We start from the raw sequence: 16,533 nt of genomic DNA on the forward strand, positions 1-16,533 counted from the left end.
GCCCCGATCGTGTCAGTGGATCATTGCACCTCGCTAGACGCCTGCTTGCACCTTTTGTACAGCGTAACCGCCGGGGGATAACCGCAGGCCGCCGGTTCCCTCCTGCTCCTCGTCGCCGTGGTTGATCGTGAACAGCCACCCGCCCCGCCGCACGCGCTCCACGGGAGCGGGCCGCAGGCCCAGCAGGCGGGCGTAGGCGCCGTCGGTGAGCCGGGTGGACAGGTAGAGGGCCGTCCCCCGGCCGTGCCGGTGGCGGGTGATCGCCGGCAGGCCGGCGAGCGCGGCGCCCGGCGCACCCGTCCCGGGAGCGTCCGTCCTGAGCGCGTGCGGGCCGGGCGCGTGCGGGCCGGGCGCGTGCGGGGTGGGGGTGTCCGGGGCGGGGGAGTCCAGGGCGGGGGTGTCCAGGGCGGGGGCTTCCGGCACGGCGTAGAGGGCCAGCGCCTCGGCGCCCTCCAGGTGGACGTGCTCGCTCCAGAAGGTCCCGGTGTCGTGCGGAGCCCGCTCGCCCGGCGGCGGGTCGGCGCCCTCCCGGGCGAGCGGGAGGATGCCGGCGCCGAGGGGGCCGCCGCCGGGGGTGGACAGCGGGATCGCGGCGTCCGGGGGCAGCGGGTGGAACTCCTCGACCCGGATGCCGAGCAGGTCGCGCAGGGCCCCGGGGTAGCCGCCCGTCCGGACGCGGGCGTGCTCGTCGGCGACCCCACTGAGGAAGGAGGCCACGAGCGTGCCGCCGCCCTCGACGTAGCGGCGCAGGTTCTCCGCGTCGGCGTCGGAGATCAGGTAGAGGCTGGGGACGAGCACGAACCTGTATGCCGAGAGATCGTCGGACGGATGGGCGAAGTCGGCGGTGACGCCGTGCCGGTAGAGCACCCGGTGCGCCTGCCGTACCGCGTCCAGGTAGCTCAGCTCCGTGGACGGCAGGCCCGGCGACTGCAGCGCCCACCCCGCCTCGACGTTCCACAGGACCGCCGCCTCCGCCTCGACCGGCGCCCGGGTGGCCTCTTCGAGGGCGGGCAGGAGCGCGCCCAGCTCGCAGACCTCGCGGAAGATCCGCGAGTCCGGGCCGGCGTGCGGCACCATGCCCGAGTGCCAGAGCTCGGCCCCGCCCCGCGAGGCGCGCCACTGGAAGAACATCGCGCCCCGCGAGCCCCGCGCGATGTGCGACAGGCTCAGCCTGGCGATCTCCCCGGGCCGCTTGGCGACCATCCGGGGCCCGGTGTAGGTCACCACCGCCTGCTCCGTCAGCAGCCACGGCGCCCCGCCGGCCCAGTGCCGCGCGAGGTCCGCGCCGAACGCGGTCTCCGCCGGGGGGTCGGCCGCCGGGTAGTGGTCGATCGCGACCAGGTCCACCTCCCCGGCCCAGCGCCGCTGGTCCACCGGCACCCAGCCGCCGAAGACGAAGTTCGTGGTGACCGGGACGTCCGGGGTGAGCGCGCGCAGCACCGCCTTCTGCTCGCGGAAGCAGTCGAGCATGGCGTCGGACAGGAACCGCCGGAAGTCGAGGGTCTGGGACGGGTTGGGGAGGTACTGGGTGGCGCGGGGCGGCAGGACCTGCTCCCAGGCCGAGTAGTGCTGGCCCCAGAACGAGGTGGTCCAGGCGTCGTTCAGCGCCTCCAGCGTGCCGTGACGGGCTTCGAGCCAGGTCCTGAAGGCGGCGGCGACGTGGTCGCAGTGGCACCAGGTGCCGTACTCGTTGTGGACGTGCCACATGGCCAGGGCCGGGTGCTCGCGGTAGCGCTCGGCGAGTCCGGTGGCGATCCGGACGGCGGCGTCACGGTAGGCCGGGGCGCTCACGCAGTAGGTGTCGCGGCTGCCGTGGGTGAGCCGGGTCCCGTCGGCGGCGACGGTGAGCGCGTCCGGGTGGGCCAGGCCGAACCAGGGCGGCGGGGAGGCGGTGGGGGTGGCCAGGCTGACCCTGATCCCGCCCTTGTGGAGCAGGTCGAGGGCCCGGTCCAGCCAGCCGAAGTCGTGGACGCCGGGTGACGGCTCCAGCCGGGCCCAGGAGAACACCCCGACGGTGACCAGGTTGACCCCGGCCCGCCGCATCAGCCCGACGTCCTCCCTCCAGACCTCCTCCGGCCACTGCTCGGGGTTGTAGTCCCCGCCGTAGCACAGCCCTTCGAGCCCTCTCGGCCAGTCCACTCTGATTCCTTTGTTCGGATGATAACTAAACTAATTACACATGGTAAACGGATCCGTCCCCGGGGCGGCGGCCGGCAGCCCGGGAGCGGGGGAGTCGAGGGCGGCCTCCTGGAGGGAGGAGTGCGGTCCGGAGCCCCTGAGGCGTTGACGTTTGTTGGTTTGGACGCAAAACTAACTCGCGAACCCGAAGCCTGAAGCGCTGGAGCCCCCATGCCCTACCGTCCCCCCTTGATCGCGCATGAGTACTTCGTCGCCGATCCGCCGGAGCTGCCCGTCCGCTCCCACGGCGAGACGGGCCTGTCGGCGCTGACCTCGGCCGAGCTGGTGGCGGCCGAGGCCGCCGGAGTGACGCTGAAGGCCGTGACCTCGGCAGGGGAGACCCTCGTGGTCCAGGTGGGCGTGGTGGGCGAGGGCGTGATCCGGGTCCGGCTCGGCCAGGACGTGGACGCGCGGACCCGCTCGGCCGCCGCGATCTCCATGGTCACGCCGGGCGTGTTCGCCGGGGCGCGGGTGGAGGCGGGCGACGGGACGATCCTGCTCGACGCGGGCCCGCTCCGCGCGGAGATCACCTTGGCTCCGTGGCACCTGAGGTTCACCGACGCGGCCGGGGCGACCCTGCTGGAGCAGGACCCGGGTCATACCGACATCAGCGGCCGCCTGCGCACCCTCCCGTTCGGCCGCTCCAGCCGGGACGGCGCCGTGGCGGGCTACCACGAGAGCTTCGCCGCCCCCGCCGACGAGGCGTTCACCGGGTTCGGCGAGTCGTTCACCCCGCTGGACAAGCGCGGCCAGCGGCCGGTCATGTGGAACTTCGACGCCTTCGGCGCCGAGTCGCAGCGGGCCTACAAGAACGTGCCGTTCTACCTGTCCAGCCGGGGCTACGGCGTGCTGGTGGACAGCGGCACGCCGGTGGAGTTCGACGTCTGCCAGTCCACGCACAGCACCGTGCAGATCGTGGTCCCGGACGACCTGATCGACTACTACGTGATCGCCGGACCCACCCCGCCGGAGGTGCTCGACCGGTTCGACCTGCTGACCTGCCGTCCGGCGCTGCCGCCCAAGTGGGCGTTCGGCACCTGGATCTCCTCGGGGTTCTTCGTCGACACCCAGGAGCGGGTGATGGCGCGGGCGCGCAGGATCCGGGAGCGGGGGATCCCGTGCGACGTGCTCCATCTGGACACCTACTGGCAGACCGACGGGCACTGGTCCGACCTGCGGTGGGACGCGGCCAACTTCCCCGACCCCGAGGGCATGCTGGCGGAGCTGGACGGGATGGGCTTCAAGGTCTGCCTGTGGATGAACCCGTACATCTCCCATCTGAGCCCGGCGTTCCCGCAGGCCGCCCAGGACGGATATTTCCTGAAAAAGGCTGACGGTGAGGTCTACGTGGCCGACTGCTGGCACGGCTCCTACCCGCCCTGCGGCATCGTCGACTTCACCAACCCCGCCGCCGTGGAGTGGTTCCAGAGGCTGCTGCGGCCGCTGCTGGAGCAGGGCGTGCAGGTGTTCAAGACCGACTTCGCCGAGGCCGTGCCGCACGACGCGGTCGCGGCCAACGGGATGACCGGCGCCGACCTGCACAATGTCTACACGCTGCTGTTCAACGACGCCGTCTCCGAGGTGACCAGGGAGGTCGCCGGGCACGGGATGGTCTGGGCGCGCTCGTCCTTCCTCGGCGGGCAGCGGCACTCGGCGCAGTGGAGCGGCGACACCTACACCAGCTACCCGGCGATGGGCAGCACGCTGCGCGGCGGGCTGGCGCACGGCCTGTCCGGCATCCCGTTCTGGAGCCACGACGCGGGCGGGTTCACCGGCCGCCCCACCGACGACCTGTACGTCCGCTGGACCCAGTTCGGCGCCCTCTCCCCGCTGCTGCGCCTGCACGGCACCACCAGCCGCGAGCCGTGGGAGTTTCCCGAGGTCGAGGCCGAGGCCGTCGAGGCGCTGAGGCTGCGCTACCGGCTCATGCCCTACCTCTACACGGCGGCGGTGGAGGCCGCGCGGACCGGGGCGCCGATGATGCGGGCCCTGTGCGTGGACCACCCCGACGACCCGGTGGCCTGGCAGGCCGACCTGGAGTACCTCCTCGGCCGCGACCTGCTGGTGGCCCCGATGACCTCCCCGGACGGTGTCCGGAAGGTCTACCTGCCCGCGGGCGGGTGGGTGGACCACTGGACCGGCGAGGTGCTGGCGGGCGGCCGGTACGTCACGGTCTCCATGCCGCTGGACCGGATCCCGCTGTTCGTCCGGCACGGCGCGCTCATCCCGGTCCTGGCCGAGCCGGGCGAGGCCGTCGGAGACGGGCCGTTCGGAGAGATCACGCTGATCGGCTACGGCGTGGGCGAGAGCCGTACCACCGTCTCCGACCTCGACGGAGACACCACGATCACCGCCGTCCCGGACGGGGACGGGCTGCGGGTGACCGTTTCGGGGAGCGCGCGGATCGCGGGCGTCGAGCTGGTGGGGGTCGGCGTCCCGGTCGTGGTCACGACCGTCCGGGAGACGTAGCGGGTGAAGCGGCCGGCCGGGTGGCTGCGGGGCTTCCAGCGGGTGCATCCCGGGCGGGTCGAAGGTCGTCAGGCTCCGGTTCGGGATCGCAGTCCCGGCCCTGTGGCCGCGGGCCGTACCGGGCTGCGGCAGAAGGCTGGACGCAGATTTCCGCGAGAGATACTTGCACTCGCACCTGCCGATAACCTATAAATTCACTAAGAGCTTTTCGAGAAGGCAGGCTTGAGGATACCTGCCTGGTCCAATGGAGGTGGTTACCGATGCTGCTGACGTCGATCGACCCGTTCGTCCAGGAGTTCGACCGTCAGTTCGACCGGCTCACGCGGCAGGCTCTCGGATGGGGCCAGAACGACACGCGCGGGGCCATGCCACTGGACGGCGTCCGCCGCAAGGATGACGTTCTTCTCAAATTCGACCTTCCCGGTGCCGACCCCGACTCCGTCGAGGTGACCGTCGACCGCGGGGTGCTCTCCGTGAGCGCCCGCCGCGAGGAGGAGTACGGACAGGACGACCGCCTGTTCGTGCGCGAGCGCCCGATGGGTGCCTTCACCCGCCGGGTCTACCTCTCCGAGCACCTCGACAGCGAGAAGATCGACGCCGCCTACTCCAACGGCGTCCTGGCCGTGCGCATCCCGGTGATCGAGAAGGCGAAGCCTCGCAAGGTCGAGATCCACAAGGCCGACGAGGTCAAGTCGATCAAGGCCTGAATGCCCGTGATCTGAACAGCGAGCCTCGACAGGGTGGGTGCCGGGTCCGGCGCCCACCCTGCGGCGTTCACGCCACCGCGGAAAGAGTGATGATGGTCAGGCTCCCTTTCGACGACGAACACGCCCCGCTCTACTCGGTCGGCCAGGTGGCCGGCATGCTCCATGTCGAACAGGCCTTCCTGCGCCGTCTCGACGAGCACGACGTGGTACGGCCCGCCCGTTCCAGCGGCGGCCAGCGCCGCTACACCCGCCACGAGATCGGGGACCTCCAGAACGCCATCCAGCTCGTCGGTGAGGGCATGACCCTCGCCGCCGTCCGTCGCATCTTCGAGCTGCAGCACCAGGTCAGAGAGCTCCAGGAAGAGCTGGCCAGGGAGCGGGCCACCCGCCGGGAGGACTAGGGGACCCGCCGTCGGAGCGCTCAGCCCTTGACGGCGCCGATGATGACGCCCTTGGTGAAGTGGCGCTGGACGAACGGGTAGACGAACAGCACCGGGAGCAGCGCGACGACCACGATCGCCATCTGGATGGCGAGGCTGGGGGGCAGGGCCTGGCCGGCGATCGTGGAGTCGCCGGTCTGGCCGACGAACAGGGACTGGCCCTGGAGCACGTACTGCCGGAGCACGACCTGCAGGGGCCACTTGGCGTTGTCGTTGAGGTAGAGGACGGCGTTGAAGAACGAGTTCCAGTAGCCGACCGCGTAGAACAGGCCGATGACCGCCGTGACGCCCTTCGACATGGGAAGCACGATCTTCATCAGGATGCCGAACTCGCTCGCGCCGTCGATCCGCGCGCTGTCGCCGATCTCCTCGGGGATGTTCATGAAGAACGCCCGCATGACCACCAGGTTGAACGCGGTGACCACGCCGGGCAGGATCAGCGACCAGTAGGTGTCGATGAGTCCCAGCGAGCTGACGAGCAGGTAGTTCGGGATGATCCCCGGGCCGAACAGGAACGTCAGCAGGATGAGGAACAGCATCGGCTTGTGCATCAGGGAGCCCGGCCGGGACAGGCCGTAGGCGGCCAGCACCGTGACGCTCAGGCTGAGCGCCGTGCCGACGACGGTCACGCCGAGGCTGACCAGGACCGACCTGGTCACCACGCCGCCGGAGAAGAGCTCCGCGTACGCGGCGAGGGAGAGTTCGCCGGGCACGGTGACCAGGCCGCCCGCCTCCGACACGGCCTCCTGGGTGGAGAGGCTGGTCAGCACGACCATGTAGATCGGAAACAGGACGCACGCCACGATGAGTGTGAGGACGGCGCCTTTGATGAGCCCGCCGACGCGGCTCGGCCGCTCGGCCCAGGCGGGTGAAGTCGTCATGATCGTTTGTAGATTCCCTGCTCGCCGAATCTGTGGGCGACCTTGTTGGCTATGAGGATCAGGACCAGTCCCACCAGGCCCTTGACCAGGCCGGCGGCCGCGCCGTAGCTCCACTCGCCGGTCAGCAGCGTGCGCCAGTAGATGAAGGTGTCCAGCACCTCGGCGGCGTCCCTGCCGACCGCGTCGCGCTGCAGGAAGAACTGCTCGAAGCCGACGTTCAGCGCCTCGCCCAGGCGCAGGATCAGCAGCAGGATGATCACCGGGCGCAGGCCGGGCAGCGTGATGTGCCACAGCCGCCGCCAGCGCGAGGCGCCGTCCACCGCCGCCGCCTCGTAGAGGTTCTGGTTGATGGCCGCCAGCGCGGCCAGGAAGATGATCGTCCCCCAGCCGGCGTCCTTCCAGATCGTCTCGGCGGTCACCAGCGCGATGAAGGTGTCCGGATTGGTCATCAGGTCGAAGCCGTCGTACCCGTGCTCCCGCAGCGTCTGTGAGAGCAGGCCGGCGCCGCCGAACATCTGCTGGAACAGCGTGACGACCAGCACCCACGAGAAGAAGTGCGGCAGGTAGACGATGCCCTGGATGAACAGGCGCAGGCGGGGCCGTACCACGCTGTCGAGGAGGACGGCCAGCATGATCGGCACGGGGAAGTAGAAGATCAGCTGGAAGGTGGTGATCGACAGGGTGTTGAGCGTCGCGTCCCACATGCTCTCGTCGAACAGCAGCCAGTGGAAGTTGGACAGACCGGCCCAGGGGCTGTCGGCGATGCCCACGTAGGGCGAGTAGTCCTGGAAGGCGATGACGTTGCCGAGCAGCGGAACGTAGTGGAACACGATCAGCAGGCCGACGGCGGGCAGCGCCATCAGCAGCAGTTGCCAGTCACGCCTCAGCCGGGTCCGGAGAGGACCGCGGCGGGCTCTGCTTGTCCGCACCGCCGCCTTGCCGCCATCCTTGGTGGTGCCGGCGCCGGCGGGTGAGGTCAGGTCACCCGCCGGTCCGGTGTTCACGGAGTCCCTAAGCACGGCCGTTGTCCCGCAGGACCTTCATGTAGAAGTCCCGGGCCTCGTCGCCGCCGTCCCGCCGCCACTCGGTGACGATCTGCTTGACGTCGCCGATGGGGCGCCGGCCGCGCATGATGTCGGTGAACTTGTCCTCGGTGGGGATCTGCAGGCCGGAGTACTTCGACGGCCGCTGGATCCGGATCCCGTCGAACGGGGCCTTCTCGATGAAGGGGAAGGTGGCGTTCTGCCACTCCAGGTTGAGCTTGACCGCGTCCGGATAGGACCAGTCCACGTAGAGCGGGCGCCCGCCGAGGAAGCCGTAGGTGTAGGCGACCTCCTTGCGGCCGAGGTCGGTCGGCTCCGGGATGCCGTTTCCGCCCCGGGTGAAGTGCTTGCCCTCCACGCCGAAGGTGGCGAGCTCGTACTCCTTGGTCCCGAACGGCGCCGCGGTCCAGTTGAGGATGGAGAGGATCTCCTCGACCTTCTCCTTGGGCAGCCCCTTCTTGACGAAGGTGAAGATGCCCGCCGCGGTGCCGTGGTACATCAGTGGCTTGCCGCCGTCGTGGGCGAAGACCGGGAAGACGCCGATGGCGAAGTCGGGGTTCTTGCCCCGGTGCTGCTGCAGGAGCTCCTTCCAGCCGCCGAGCCCGTCCCGGTAGACGAGGATCTGCCCGGCCCCGATCAGGTCCTTCTCGTTGGCGCCCTTGCTGCTGGTGACGTTCGGGTGGACGAGCCCCTCTTTGAAGACCTTCTGCATGAACGCGAGCATCTGCTCGAACTCGGGCGTCTCGTACTTGTGGACGAGCTTGCCGCTCTCGTAGCGCCAGTCCTGCGGGACGCGGAAGGTCGGCCACATCATCTCGTGGATGCTGCCGAACGCCCAGCGCTTCGCCTTCGGGTCGGTGATCTCCTTGCCGAGCTGGTAGAGCTCGTCGGCGCTCTTGGGGTTGGCGTTCCAGCCGTTCTTGTCGAACAGGTCCTTGCGGTAGAGCAGCCCGAAGGGGTAGGGCTCGGTGGGGAACGGCACCGCCATCAGCTTGTCGTTCCAGACCGACCACTGCCAGGCGGCGGTCGGCAGGTTGGCCAGCAGCGGGTACGGCTTGACCTTGTCGCCTTGCAGGTAGGGGGTGAGGTCCTCGAAGGCCTTGTCGACGGCGGTGTTGAAGTCCGCCATCTTGTCGATCTCCCAGCTCGGGATGACCATGATGTCCGGGACGTCCCCGGCGGCCAGCCGGGCGATCGTCTTGTCGCCGTAGACGGTGCCGTCGGTGATCTGGAACTCCACGGTCGCGCCGATGTCGGCGTTGACGGCCTGGAAGTAGGAGTTGTCCGCCAGGCCGGGCGGAGGCGGGCCCCACAGCGGCGTCATGGCCTTGTAGGTGCCGCCCCTGCCCGCCTTCCGGGGCAGGGCGGCGGCCGGTGCGGCGGGGTAGGAGGTGAAGCCGCCGCTGACGTCGGGCACCCCGGGCAGTGTGGAGACGGTGCCCGGCAGGTCCGGCTTGACGCCCGGGAAGGCGGCGTAGGTGGGGGTGAGGGACGTCAGCTTGTCCGCGGCGGCGGCGGTGGCGCCTCCACTGCCGGGTCTGGGGCTGCTCGGGGCGGAGCACCCGCCGAGCAGGCCGCCGCCGGCGACCGCCGCGGCGCTGAGCCCCACCAGGCCGAGGAATCCGCGGCGGCTGGTCATCGCGCCTTGGGGGAGAGGTGTCACGGCGCGCTCCCTTCGTTGGTTCTGGTCGGATCGGGGGTGTCGGTGGAGGGTGGCCCGAGGTAGAATTAGTTAGTCTGTTAGCCAAACAAATTAGACCAGGGTGACCTTCGCCACAAGGGACCGCCGATCGCGGACCGGCGAGCAGTGGTCACAGATTGGTGAACGATGGGGCATGATGGGGCCAGCCTGGCCGCGCGGGAACGGGACTGACCTTGATCACATCTACGACGGACCCGCAGCCGGCGGACTTCGCCGACGTCCGGGCCACCAACCTCGCCGTCGTGCTGAGGTTCGTGCGCGAGCACGCACCCTGCTCGCGGGCGGACATCGCGGCCTCCACCGGCCTCAACAAGGCGACGGTGTCGAGCCTGGTCGCCGACCTGATCGACCGCCGCCTGGTCAGGGAGACGGGGCTGACCGAGAACCGGGTCGGCCGTCCGGCGACGATGCTCGTGCTCGACGGCTCGCCGTACGCCGCGATCGGCGTCGAGGTGAACGTCGACTACGTCACCGCCGTCGCGGTGGACCTGTCGGGGGAGAGGCTGCTGTCGTGGCGGCGGTCCTTCTCCGGCGCGACCATCACGGCCGCCCAGGCCGTGGCCACCGTCGCGGCGATCGTCCGCCGCGTGGTGAACCGGATGGCCAAGGAGGAGCGTCAGGTCCTCGGCCTGGCCGTGGGCGTGCCCGGCCTGGTCGGCACCGACGGCACCGTGCGCATCGCGCCCAACCTCGGCTGGCGCGACGCCGACCTGTGCGGCGACCTCACCAAGGCCCTCCGCGACCCGGGCTTCCCCGTGCAGGTGGACAACGACGCCAACCTCGCGGCCCTGGCCGAGCACCGCTTCGGCCCCCGGGCGGGGACGGCCAACCTGGTCTACCTCACCGGTGAGATCGGCGTGGGCGCCGGGGTCGTCCTCGACGGGCGCCTGCGCCGCGGCGGCCAGGGGTACGGCGGCGAGATCGGGCACATCCAGCTCGATCCGCTCGGCGCCGAGTGCCGCTGCGGCCGCCTGGGCTGCCTGGAGGCCGTCGCGGGGATCGGCGCCGTCCTGGAGCACGCCGCCCTCTCGCCGGCGGAGGTGGAGATCGAGCTGGACGAGGTGGTGCGGCTGGCCCGCGCGGCCGACCCCCGCATCCTCGCCGTCCTCGCCACCGTGGGGCACAACCTGGGCAAGGGGGTGGCGGTGATCGCCAACCTGCTCAACCCCGAGGTGGTCATCCTGGGCGGCTACTACGTGCCGCTCGCACCCTGGCTGCTCCCCGCGGTGGAGGCCGAGCTGCGGGGGCGCACGATCGCGCCGGACGCCGGAGGATGCCAGGTCGTGGCCTCCACGCTGGGGTACGGCGCGGCGGCGCTGGGCGGCGCCGCGCGGGTGCTCGACTCGGTGGATTCGGGCCGTTTGCCGCGCATCTCTTGACCTGAGCCGCACAGGCGTGCACCCTTCAGGGAAGCTCCGTTCGAAACACGCGTGTAACGAACGGAGTTTTCCCGGACCGAATATCGAAGCGCTTCGACAGGGGCGCGTTCCCCTGGCCCCATATCGAAGCGCTTCGACGCTCTCAGAGGGATGGTCCCCCCATGAACCAGCCGTTCCGTGACCCGGAGCTCCCACTCGCCCGGCGCATCGCCGACCTTCAAAGCAGACTGACCTTGCCGGAGAAGCTCGGCCTGCTGCACCAGTACCACGCTCCGGTCGAGCGGCTCGGCCTGGGCGCCTTCCGCACCGGCACCGAGGCCCTGCACGGCCTGGCCTGGCTGGGGCCGGCGACGGTCTTCCCGCAGGCGGTCGGGCTGGCCAGCACCTGGGACCCCGAGCTGGTCAGGCGGGTCGGCGAGGCGACGAGCGACGAGGTCCTGGCCTTCCACCACAAGGATCCGGCCGGGGCCGGGCGCAACGTGTGGGCCCCGGTGGTCAACCCCCTCAGGGACCCGCGCTGGGGCCGCAACGAGGAGGGCTACTCCGAGGATCCGTGGCTGACCGGGGTCATGGCCACGGCGTACGCCTCCGGCCTTCGTGGGAGCGATCCCACACTGCTCAAGACCGCCCCCACCCTCAAGCACTTCCTCGGCTACAACAACGAGACCGACCGCTGCGTCACCTCCAGCAACCTGCCGCCCCGGGTGCTGCACGAGTACGAACTGCCCGCCTACCGGCCCGCCCTGGAGCACGGCGCCGCGGTCGCCGTGATGCCCTCCTACAACCTGGTCAACGGCCGTCCCGCGCACCTCAGCCCGCTGATCAACGAGGTGCTGCGCGTCTGGGCCTCCGACGACCTCCTGGTGGTCAGCGACGCCTACGCGCCCGGCAACCTCACCGGCCTGCAGGCCTACCACGACGATCTCCCCGAGGCCTACGCCCACGCGATCAAGGCCGGGCTCGACAGCTTCACCCAGGACGACGACCGGGCCGAGGCCACCCTCGGGCACATCCGGGAGGCGCTGGAGCGCGGCCTGCTCACCGAGGCGGACGTCGACGTGGCGGTACGGCACGCGCTGTCGATCCGCTTCCGGCTCGGCGAGTTCGACCCCGCCACGCCGTACGACGACATCACCGAGGAGGTCGTCAACTGCCCCGAGCACCAGGCGCTGGCCCGCGAGGCCGCCCGGCGCTCGATCGTGCTCCTGCGCAACGACGGCATCCTCCCGCTGACCTCGGCCGGCAGGATCGCGGTCATCGGTCAGCTCGGCGACACGCTGATGGAGGACTGGTACTCCGGGACGCTCCCGTACGCCGTCACGGCCCGCGCCGGGCTGGCCGAGCGGTGCGAGACCGTGTTCTGCGAGGCCGTGGACCGGGTCACGCTGGCGGTCGACGGCGCCCCCGTCGTCGCCGGCCTGGACGGCGGGGCGCTCCGGCTGGGGACGGAGGCCGACCGCTTCGACCTCTTCGACTGGGGCGGCGGGTCGTACGCGCTGCGGGCCGTGGCGACCGGGCGCCACCTGTCGGTGGACGACGACGGCCTGCTGGTCAACGACCAGCCGGGACCCAACGGCTGGGAGGTGCGCCAGACCTTCAGGATGGAGGACCGGCCGCGCGGGGCGCTGGCCCTCAGGCACATCTCCACCGGCCGCTACGTCGCGCTGGACGGCGAGGTGTTCCGGCTGGTCGACGACGCCGACGCGGCGGTCTGGCTGACCATGGAGCTCGTCGTCAGCGGAGCGGAGGCGGCCGCCGCCCTCGCCGCGACGGCGGACGTGGCCGTGGTGGTGGTCGGCGACCATCCGCTGGTCAACGGCAGGGAGACCGAGGACCGGCTCGACCTGGCGCTGCCCGCCGCCCAGGAGGCCGTGGTCCGGGCCGTGCGCGCGGCCAACCCGCGGACCGTCATGGTGATCAGCAGCGGCTACCCGGTGACCTGGGCCGACGAGGACCTGCCCGCGGTGCTGTGGTCCTCGCACGGCGGCCAGGAGTACGGCCACGCGCTGGCCGAGGTGCTGTTCGGCGACGCCGACCCCGAGGGGCGCCTCACCCAGACGTGGTACCGCTCGGCGTCCGAGCTGCCCGACCTGCTCGACTACGACATCATCGCCGCCGACGCGACCTACCAGTACTACCGGGGCACCCCGCTCTACCCCTTCGGCCACGGTCTCAGCTACACCGGCTTCGACTACACCGGCCTGACCGTCGCGGTGGCGGACGGCACGGTCACCGTCTCGGCCACCGTCACCAACACCGGGTCCCGCCCCGGGGTCGAGGTCGCCCAGATCTACACCCACCAGCAGCGCTCACGGGTCAAGCAGCCGCTGCGCCGCCTGCGCGGCTTCGCCAAGGTACGGCTCGCGCCGGGGGAGAGCGGCACGATCACCTCGGTCCTCGACATCCGCGACCTGGCCTTCTGGGACGTGACGAGGGGCCGGCCCGTCGTCGAGGACGCGCCCCACAAGATCATGATCGGCCGCTCCGCCGGCGACATCCGCCTGTGCGCCGCCTTCCACGTCGACGGCGAGCACATCCCGCCCCGCGCCGCCCTGGCGGGTCCGATCTCCGCGGTGGACCACGACGAGTACGACGCGGTGACGTTCGTGGACGCGGCCAAGGTCTCCGGCGACGCCGTACGGTCCACCGCCGAGGGCGGGTGGATCCTGTTCCGCTCGGTCGACCTCGGGACCGGAGCGGCCTCCTGCGCGGTCCGTGCGGCCGGCACGGAAGGCGGCGTGATCACCTTGCGGCTGGACGACCCCCTCTACGGCCCGGTCGTCGGCGCCCTTCCCGTCCCCCGGGCCGGCCGCCACGACCTCGCCGAGGTCCGTGCCGGGCTTGCGGAGGCCGGTGGAGTCCACGATCTTTATGTGGTGTTCGAGAATGCGGGAATCACCCTGGCCACCCTCGCCTTCGAGGGCGTCGCGTGAACGGGTGGGCCGACGGGTGCGGGGTGTCCGCGGGCTCCGGACCGCCGGGCGGGGGGATCGCGTGACCGGCCGGGCAGTGACGATCACCGAGGTCGCCAGGCACGCGGGGGTGGCGGTGAGCACGGTCTCCTACGTGCTCAGCGGGAAGCGGGCGATCTCGGCCGACACCCGGCGGCGGGTGCTCGACAGCGTGCGCGTCCTGGGATACCACCCCAATGCCGGGGCGAGGGCGCTGGCCAGCAAGCGGTCCAACGTCATCGCGCTGGTGCTGCCGCTGCGGGCCGGGATGCACGTCCCGGTGCTGATGCAGTTCGCCACGTCGGTGGTCACCGCCGCGCGGCAGTACGACCACGACGTGCTGCTGCTGACCGCCGACGAGGGGGCCGACGGGCTCCGCAGGGCGGCGGGGAGCGCGCTGGTGGACGGCCTGGTGCTGATGGACGTGGAACTGAACGACAGCAGGGTGCCGCTGCTCAGGCAGCTCGCCGAGCCGAGCGTGCTGATCGGCTTCCCCGCCGACACGGCCGGCCTGACCTGCGTGGACCTGGACTTCGGCCGGGCGGGCGCGCTCTGCGTGGAGCACCTGGCCGATCGCGGGCACCGGGAGATCGCCCTGCTGGGCGCCCCCGCGGTGGTCTACGAGCGGGGCACGGGCTTCGCCCGCCGCACCCGGGAGGGATTCACCGAGGCGGTGGCCGAGCACGGCCTGACCGGGGTGGCCCTGCCGTGCGAGGACACCTTCGACCAGGTGTCCGCCGCGGTGGGGGAACTGCTGGAGACGCGGCCCGGCCTGTCCGGGCTGGTCGTGCACAACGAGGCCGCGGTCAACCACGTGCTCGGGGCGCTGCGCCAGTACGGCAGGCGGGTGCCCGGCGAGGTCGCGGTGGTGGCGATCTGCCCCGACGACATCGCGGAACGCTCCAGCCCGCCGCTCACCTCGGTGCTGATCCCGGCCGAGGAGGTCGGCCGCCAGGCGGTGCGGCTGCTCATGGACAAGCTCGCGGGCCGCGCCGTACCGGACGGCACCCTGCTGGAGCCCCGGCTGACCGTCCGCGACAGCACCTGACCGGGGAACCGGCCCCCGCGCCGGGCCTCCGCCCGGCCGTACGGGAAGGTACCCGGGCGGAGTCCGGTCTCCCGGCTGTGCCGAGACGCCGCCCGACCGGGGACCCGGCCCCCGCGCCGTGCCTGGCCTCCGCCCGGCCGTACGGGAAGGCACCCGGGTGGGGCCTCACATGACGACGGGCGCGCTCCCCTCCTGGGGGAACGCGCCCGTCTCGGCTGTCAGCGGTGACTACCAGTCGCCGCCGCCGAAGTCACCACCGCCGAAGTCGCCTCCGCCACCGAAGTCACCCCAGCCTCCGCCGCCGAAGTCGCCGCCGCCGCCGAAGTCACCACCGCTCTCGGCCGCGCCGTCCGCGTAGCCGGCGCCGTAGCCGCCCATGCCGAAGCCGCCGCCCATCATGCTGCCGAGCATCGTGCCGACGAGCATTCCGGTCATGACGTCGCCGAAGCCCCCGTAGTAGCCGTAGGCGTAGGGCTGGTAGGCCGGGCCCGCGTCGTAGTAGGGGCGGCGCTGGCCGTTGACCATGACCTCACGGGTCTGCGGCTCGAAGCCGCGCTCGATCGCCTCGGCGTCGGCCGCGCAGGCGGGCACCTCGCGCACCGCGCCACCGGGCGGCGCCCAGCGGACGTCACGGAACGAAGGGCCGTGCTGCGGGTTGAAGAAGCAGGGCGAGCGCCGCTCGGGGACCGGCTGGTTGTTCACACGCGCCTTCACGCAGGCGAGGGCGTAGCGGCCCTCCTCCAGCGCGGTGGTCACGCCGCGGAGCTCGTCGGGACGGCTGACCGCCGCGAGCTCCAGCTTGGCCCGCTCGTAGGAGTCGAGGGCGCGCTGCCAGTCCTGCTGGTGGTCGGCGCCGTCGCCGAGCAGCTTGACGTCGGTGTCGAGGTCGGTGATCTCCTCGCCGAACTTGGTGACGTCCTCGTCCACGGTCTGCTTGACCGCGGCCAGCTCGGCGGCCTCGCGGGCCTCGCGTTGCTGCTTCTTCTTGCGGGAGTAGAAGAAGATGCCCGCGCCACCGGCCAGGGCCAGCACCAGGATGCCGACCAGCACGCCCAGGCTGGAACCGCCGGAGGAGCTGGACTTGGGGCTGGCGCCGACACCGGCACCGGTCGCCGCGTCATCCGCCAGCTTGACGAAGTTGATCACGTTGTCCGTCGGGCTGGTGGCGGTCTTGGCGCGGCCCAGGAGCTCGTCCACGTCGACACCCTTGATGGTGCTGGTGCCGAACGGGGTCTTGCCGCTCATCAGCAGGACGGTGGACTTGCCGCCGACGTCCTTGCGGATCGAGGTCAGCAGGGTCCGCGCCTGCGACTGGCTGGTGACCGAGCCCTCGGGCAGCAGGCCCACGTAGACCGAGGAGGTCTGCTCGACGGCGCTGCGGATGGCGTCGACGGCGTTGGCGGGCATCCCCGCCGCAGGGTCGACGTAGAAGTGATCTCCGTCCTTCAATCCGGCGGAGATCGTGCTGGGATCGGGCGCCGCGGCGTTCGCCGCCGGCGCGATCATGAAGATGGCCAGCAGCCCGGCGAGTAGCGCGACGATCGCGGCACCGAAACGACCTGGCGCGGATTTTGTGGTGATCACGGCAGAAAGCCTCCTTCGTCCTGAAAGACGAATGAGTGGACGTCAGAGTTCCCTACCTCTTGACCGTATCCCCTCCCGGGCGAGGTGTCGCAGCGAGATCGCCATCGGGTCGATCGTGCCGTTCCGGCATCCGGCCGGCTCCGCGCGGGCG

At 71.3% G+C, this 16,533-nt stretch carries 11 protein-coding genes; 6 read left to right on the forward strand and 5 right to left on the reverse strand.

All coding sequences use genetic code 11. The annotated features are described in order from the left end of the window. Nucleotides 1-33 precede the first annotated feature (33 nt). Nucleotides 34-2,139: a beta-galactosidase gene (locus SROS_RS06185; RefSeq protein WP_012888030.1), complete on the reverse strand. Its 2,106-nt coding sequence runs from the start codon at nt 2,137-2,139 to the stop codon at nt 34-36. A 228-nt stretch (nt 2,140-2,367) separates the two neighbouring features. Here SROS_RS06185 and SROS_RS06190 point away from each other — a divergent pair, with 228 nt between their 5' ends. The 3 genes from SROS_RS06190 to SROS_RS06200 all read left to right on the forward strand — a co-directional run bounded on the left by SROS_RS06190 (nt 2,368) and on the right by SROS_RS06200 (nt 5,755). Further along, a complete protein-coding gene (locus SROS_RS06190) occupies nt 2,368-4,647 on the forward strand; it encodes a TIM-barrel domain-containing protein (protein WP_245564571.1) in 2,280 nt (759 codons plus the stop codon). A gap of 260 nt (nt 4,648-4,907) precedes the next feature. Beyond that, nucleotides 4,908-5,354, forward strand: a complete 447-nt coding sequence (locus tag SROS_RS06195; RefSeq protein ID WP_012888032.1) for an Hsp20/alpha crystallin family protein — start codon at nt 4,908-4,910, stop codon at nt 5,352-5,354. 92 nt (nt 5,355-5,446) lie between these two features. After that, complete coding sequence (locus SROS_RS06200; protein ID WP_043654867.1) at nt 5,447-5,755, forward strand: MerR family transcriptional regulator; 309 nt, start codon at nt 5,447-5,449, stop codon at nt 5,753-5,755. Nucleotides 5,756-5,775: 20 nt separating this feature from the next. Here the strand turns inward: SROS_RS06200 and SROS_RS06205 are convergent, their stop codons facing one another. The 3 genes from SROS_RS06205 to SROS_RS06215 are packed head-to-tail and all read right to left on the reverse strand — an operon-like array spanning nt 5,776 to nt 9,381. Continuing rightward, nucleotides 5,776-6,675 (reverse strand): carbohydrate ABC transporter permease, encoded by a 900-nt coding sequence (locus SROS_RS06205; protein ID WP_012888034.1) that lies wholly within the window; start codon nt 6,673-6,675, stop codon nt 5,776-5,778. Beyond that, a complete protein-coding gene (locus SROS_RS06210; RefSeq protein WP_148268968.1) occupies nt 6,672-7,679 on the reverse strand; it encodes an ABC transporter permease in 1,008 nt (335 codons plus the stop codon). Before SROS_RS06210 ends, SROS_RS06205 begins: the two co-directional genes overlap by 4 nt. 7 nt (nt 7,680-7,686) lie before the next feature. Then, nucleotides 7,687-9,381 carry an extracellular solute-binding protein gene (locus SROS_RS06215; RefSeq protein WP_012888036.1) on the reverse strand — a complete coding sequence of 565 codons (1,695 nt, stop codon included), beginning with the start codon at nt 9,379-9,381 and terminating at the stop codon, nt 7,687-7,689. A gap of 212 nt (nt 9,382-9,593) precedes the next feature. Between SROS_RS06215 and SROS_RS06220 the strand changes: the two genes are divergently transcribed. The 3 genes from SROS_RS06220 to SROS_RS06230 all read left to right on the forward strand — a co-directional run bounded on the left by SROS_RS06220 (nt 9,594) and on the right by SROS_RS06230 (nt 14,798). Beyond that, complete coding sequence (locus SROS_RS06220) at nt 9,594-10,799, forward strand: ROK family transcriptional regulator (protein WP_012888037.1); 1,206 nt, start codon at nt 9,594-9,596, stop codon at nt 10,797-10,799. Between the two features lie 161 nt (nt 10,800-10,960). Beyond that, nucleotides 10,961-13,732, forward strand: coding sequence for a glycoside hydrolase family 3 protein (locus SROS_RS06225; RefSeq protein WP_012888038.1), 2,772 nt, complete (start codon nt 10,961-10,963; stop codon nt 13,730-13,732). Nucleotides 13,733-13,793: 61 nt separating this feature from the next. Next, nucleotides 13,794-14,798, forward strand: coding sequence for a LacI family DNA-binding transcriptional regulator (locus SROS_RS06230; protein ID WP_012888039.1), 1,005 nt, complete (start codon nt 13,794-13,796; stop codon nt 14,796-14,798). 228 nt (nt 14,799-15,026) lie between these two features. On the opposite strand, the gene SROS_RS06235 is transcribed toward SROS_RS06230, so the two are convergent. Next, nucleotides 15,027-16,382, reverse strand: coding sequence for a hypothetical protein (locus tag SROS_RS06235; RefSeq protein ID WP_012888040.1), 1,356 nt, complete (start codon nt 16,380-16,382; stop codon nt 15,027-15,029). Nucleotides 16,383-16,533: the final 151 nt, after the last annotated feature.

The sequence above is a fragment of the Streptosporangium roseum DSM 43021 genome (assembly GCF_000024865.1).
Classification (GTDB): Bacteria; Actinomycetota; Actinomycetes; order Streptosporangiales; family Streptosporangiaceae; genus Streptosporangium; species Streptosporangium roseum.

Excerpts from the sequence above, each read along its gene's own strand:
- SROS_RS06200 (WP_043654867.1), top strand. The coding sequence starts at position 5,447 with ATGGTCAGGCTCCCTTTCGACGACGAACACGCCCCGCTCTACTCGGTC.
- SROS_RS06195 (WP_012888032.1), top strand. The coding sequence starts at position 4,908 with ATGCTGCTGACGTCGATCGACCCGTTCGTCCAGGAGTTCGACCGTCAG.
- SROS_RS06225 (WP_012888038.1), top strand. The coding sequence starts at position 10,961 with ATGAACCAGCCGTTCCGTGACCCGGAGCTCCCACTCGCCCGGCGCATC.
- SROS_RS06205 (WP_012888034.1), bottom strand. The coding sequence starts at position 6,675 with ATGACGACTTCACCCGCCTGGGCCGAGCGGCCGAGCCGCGTCGGCGGG.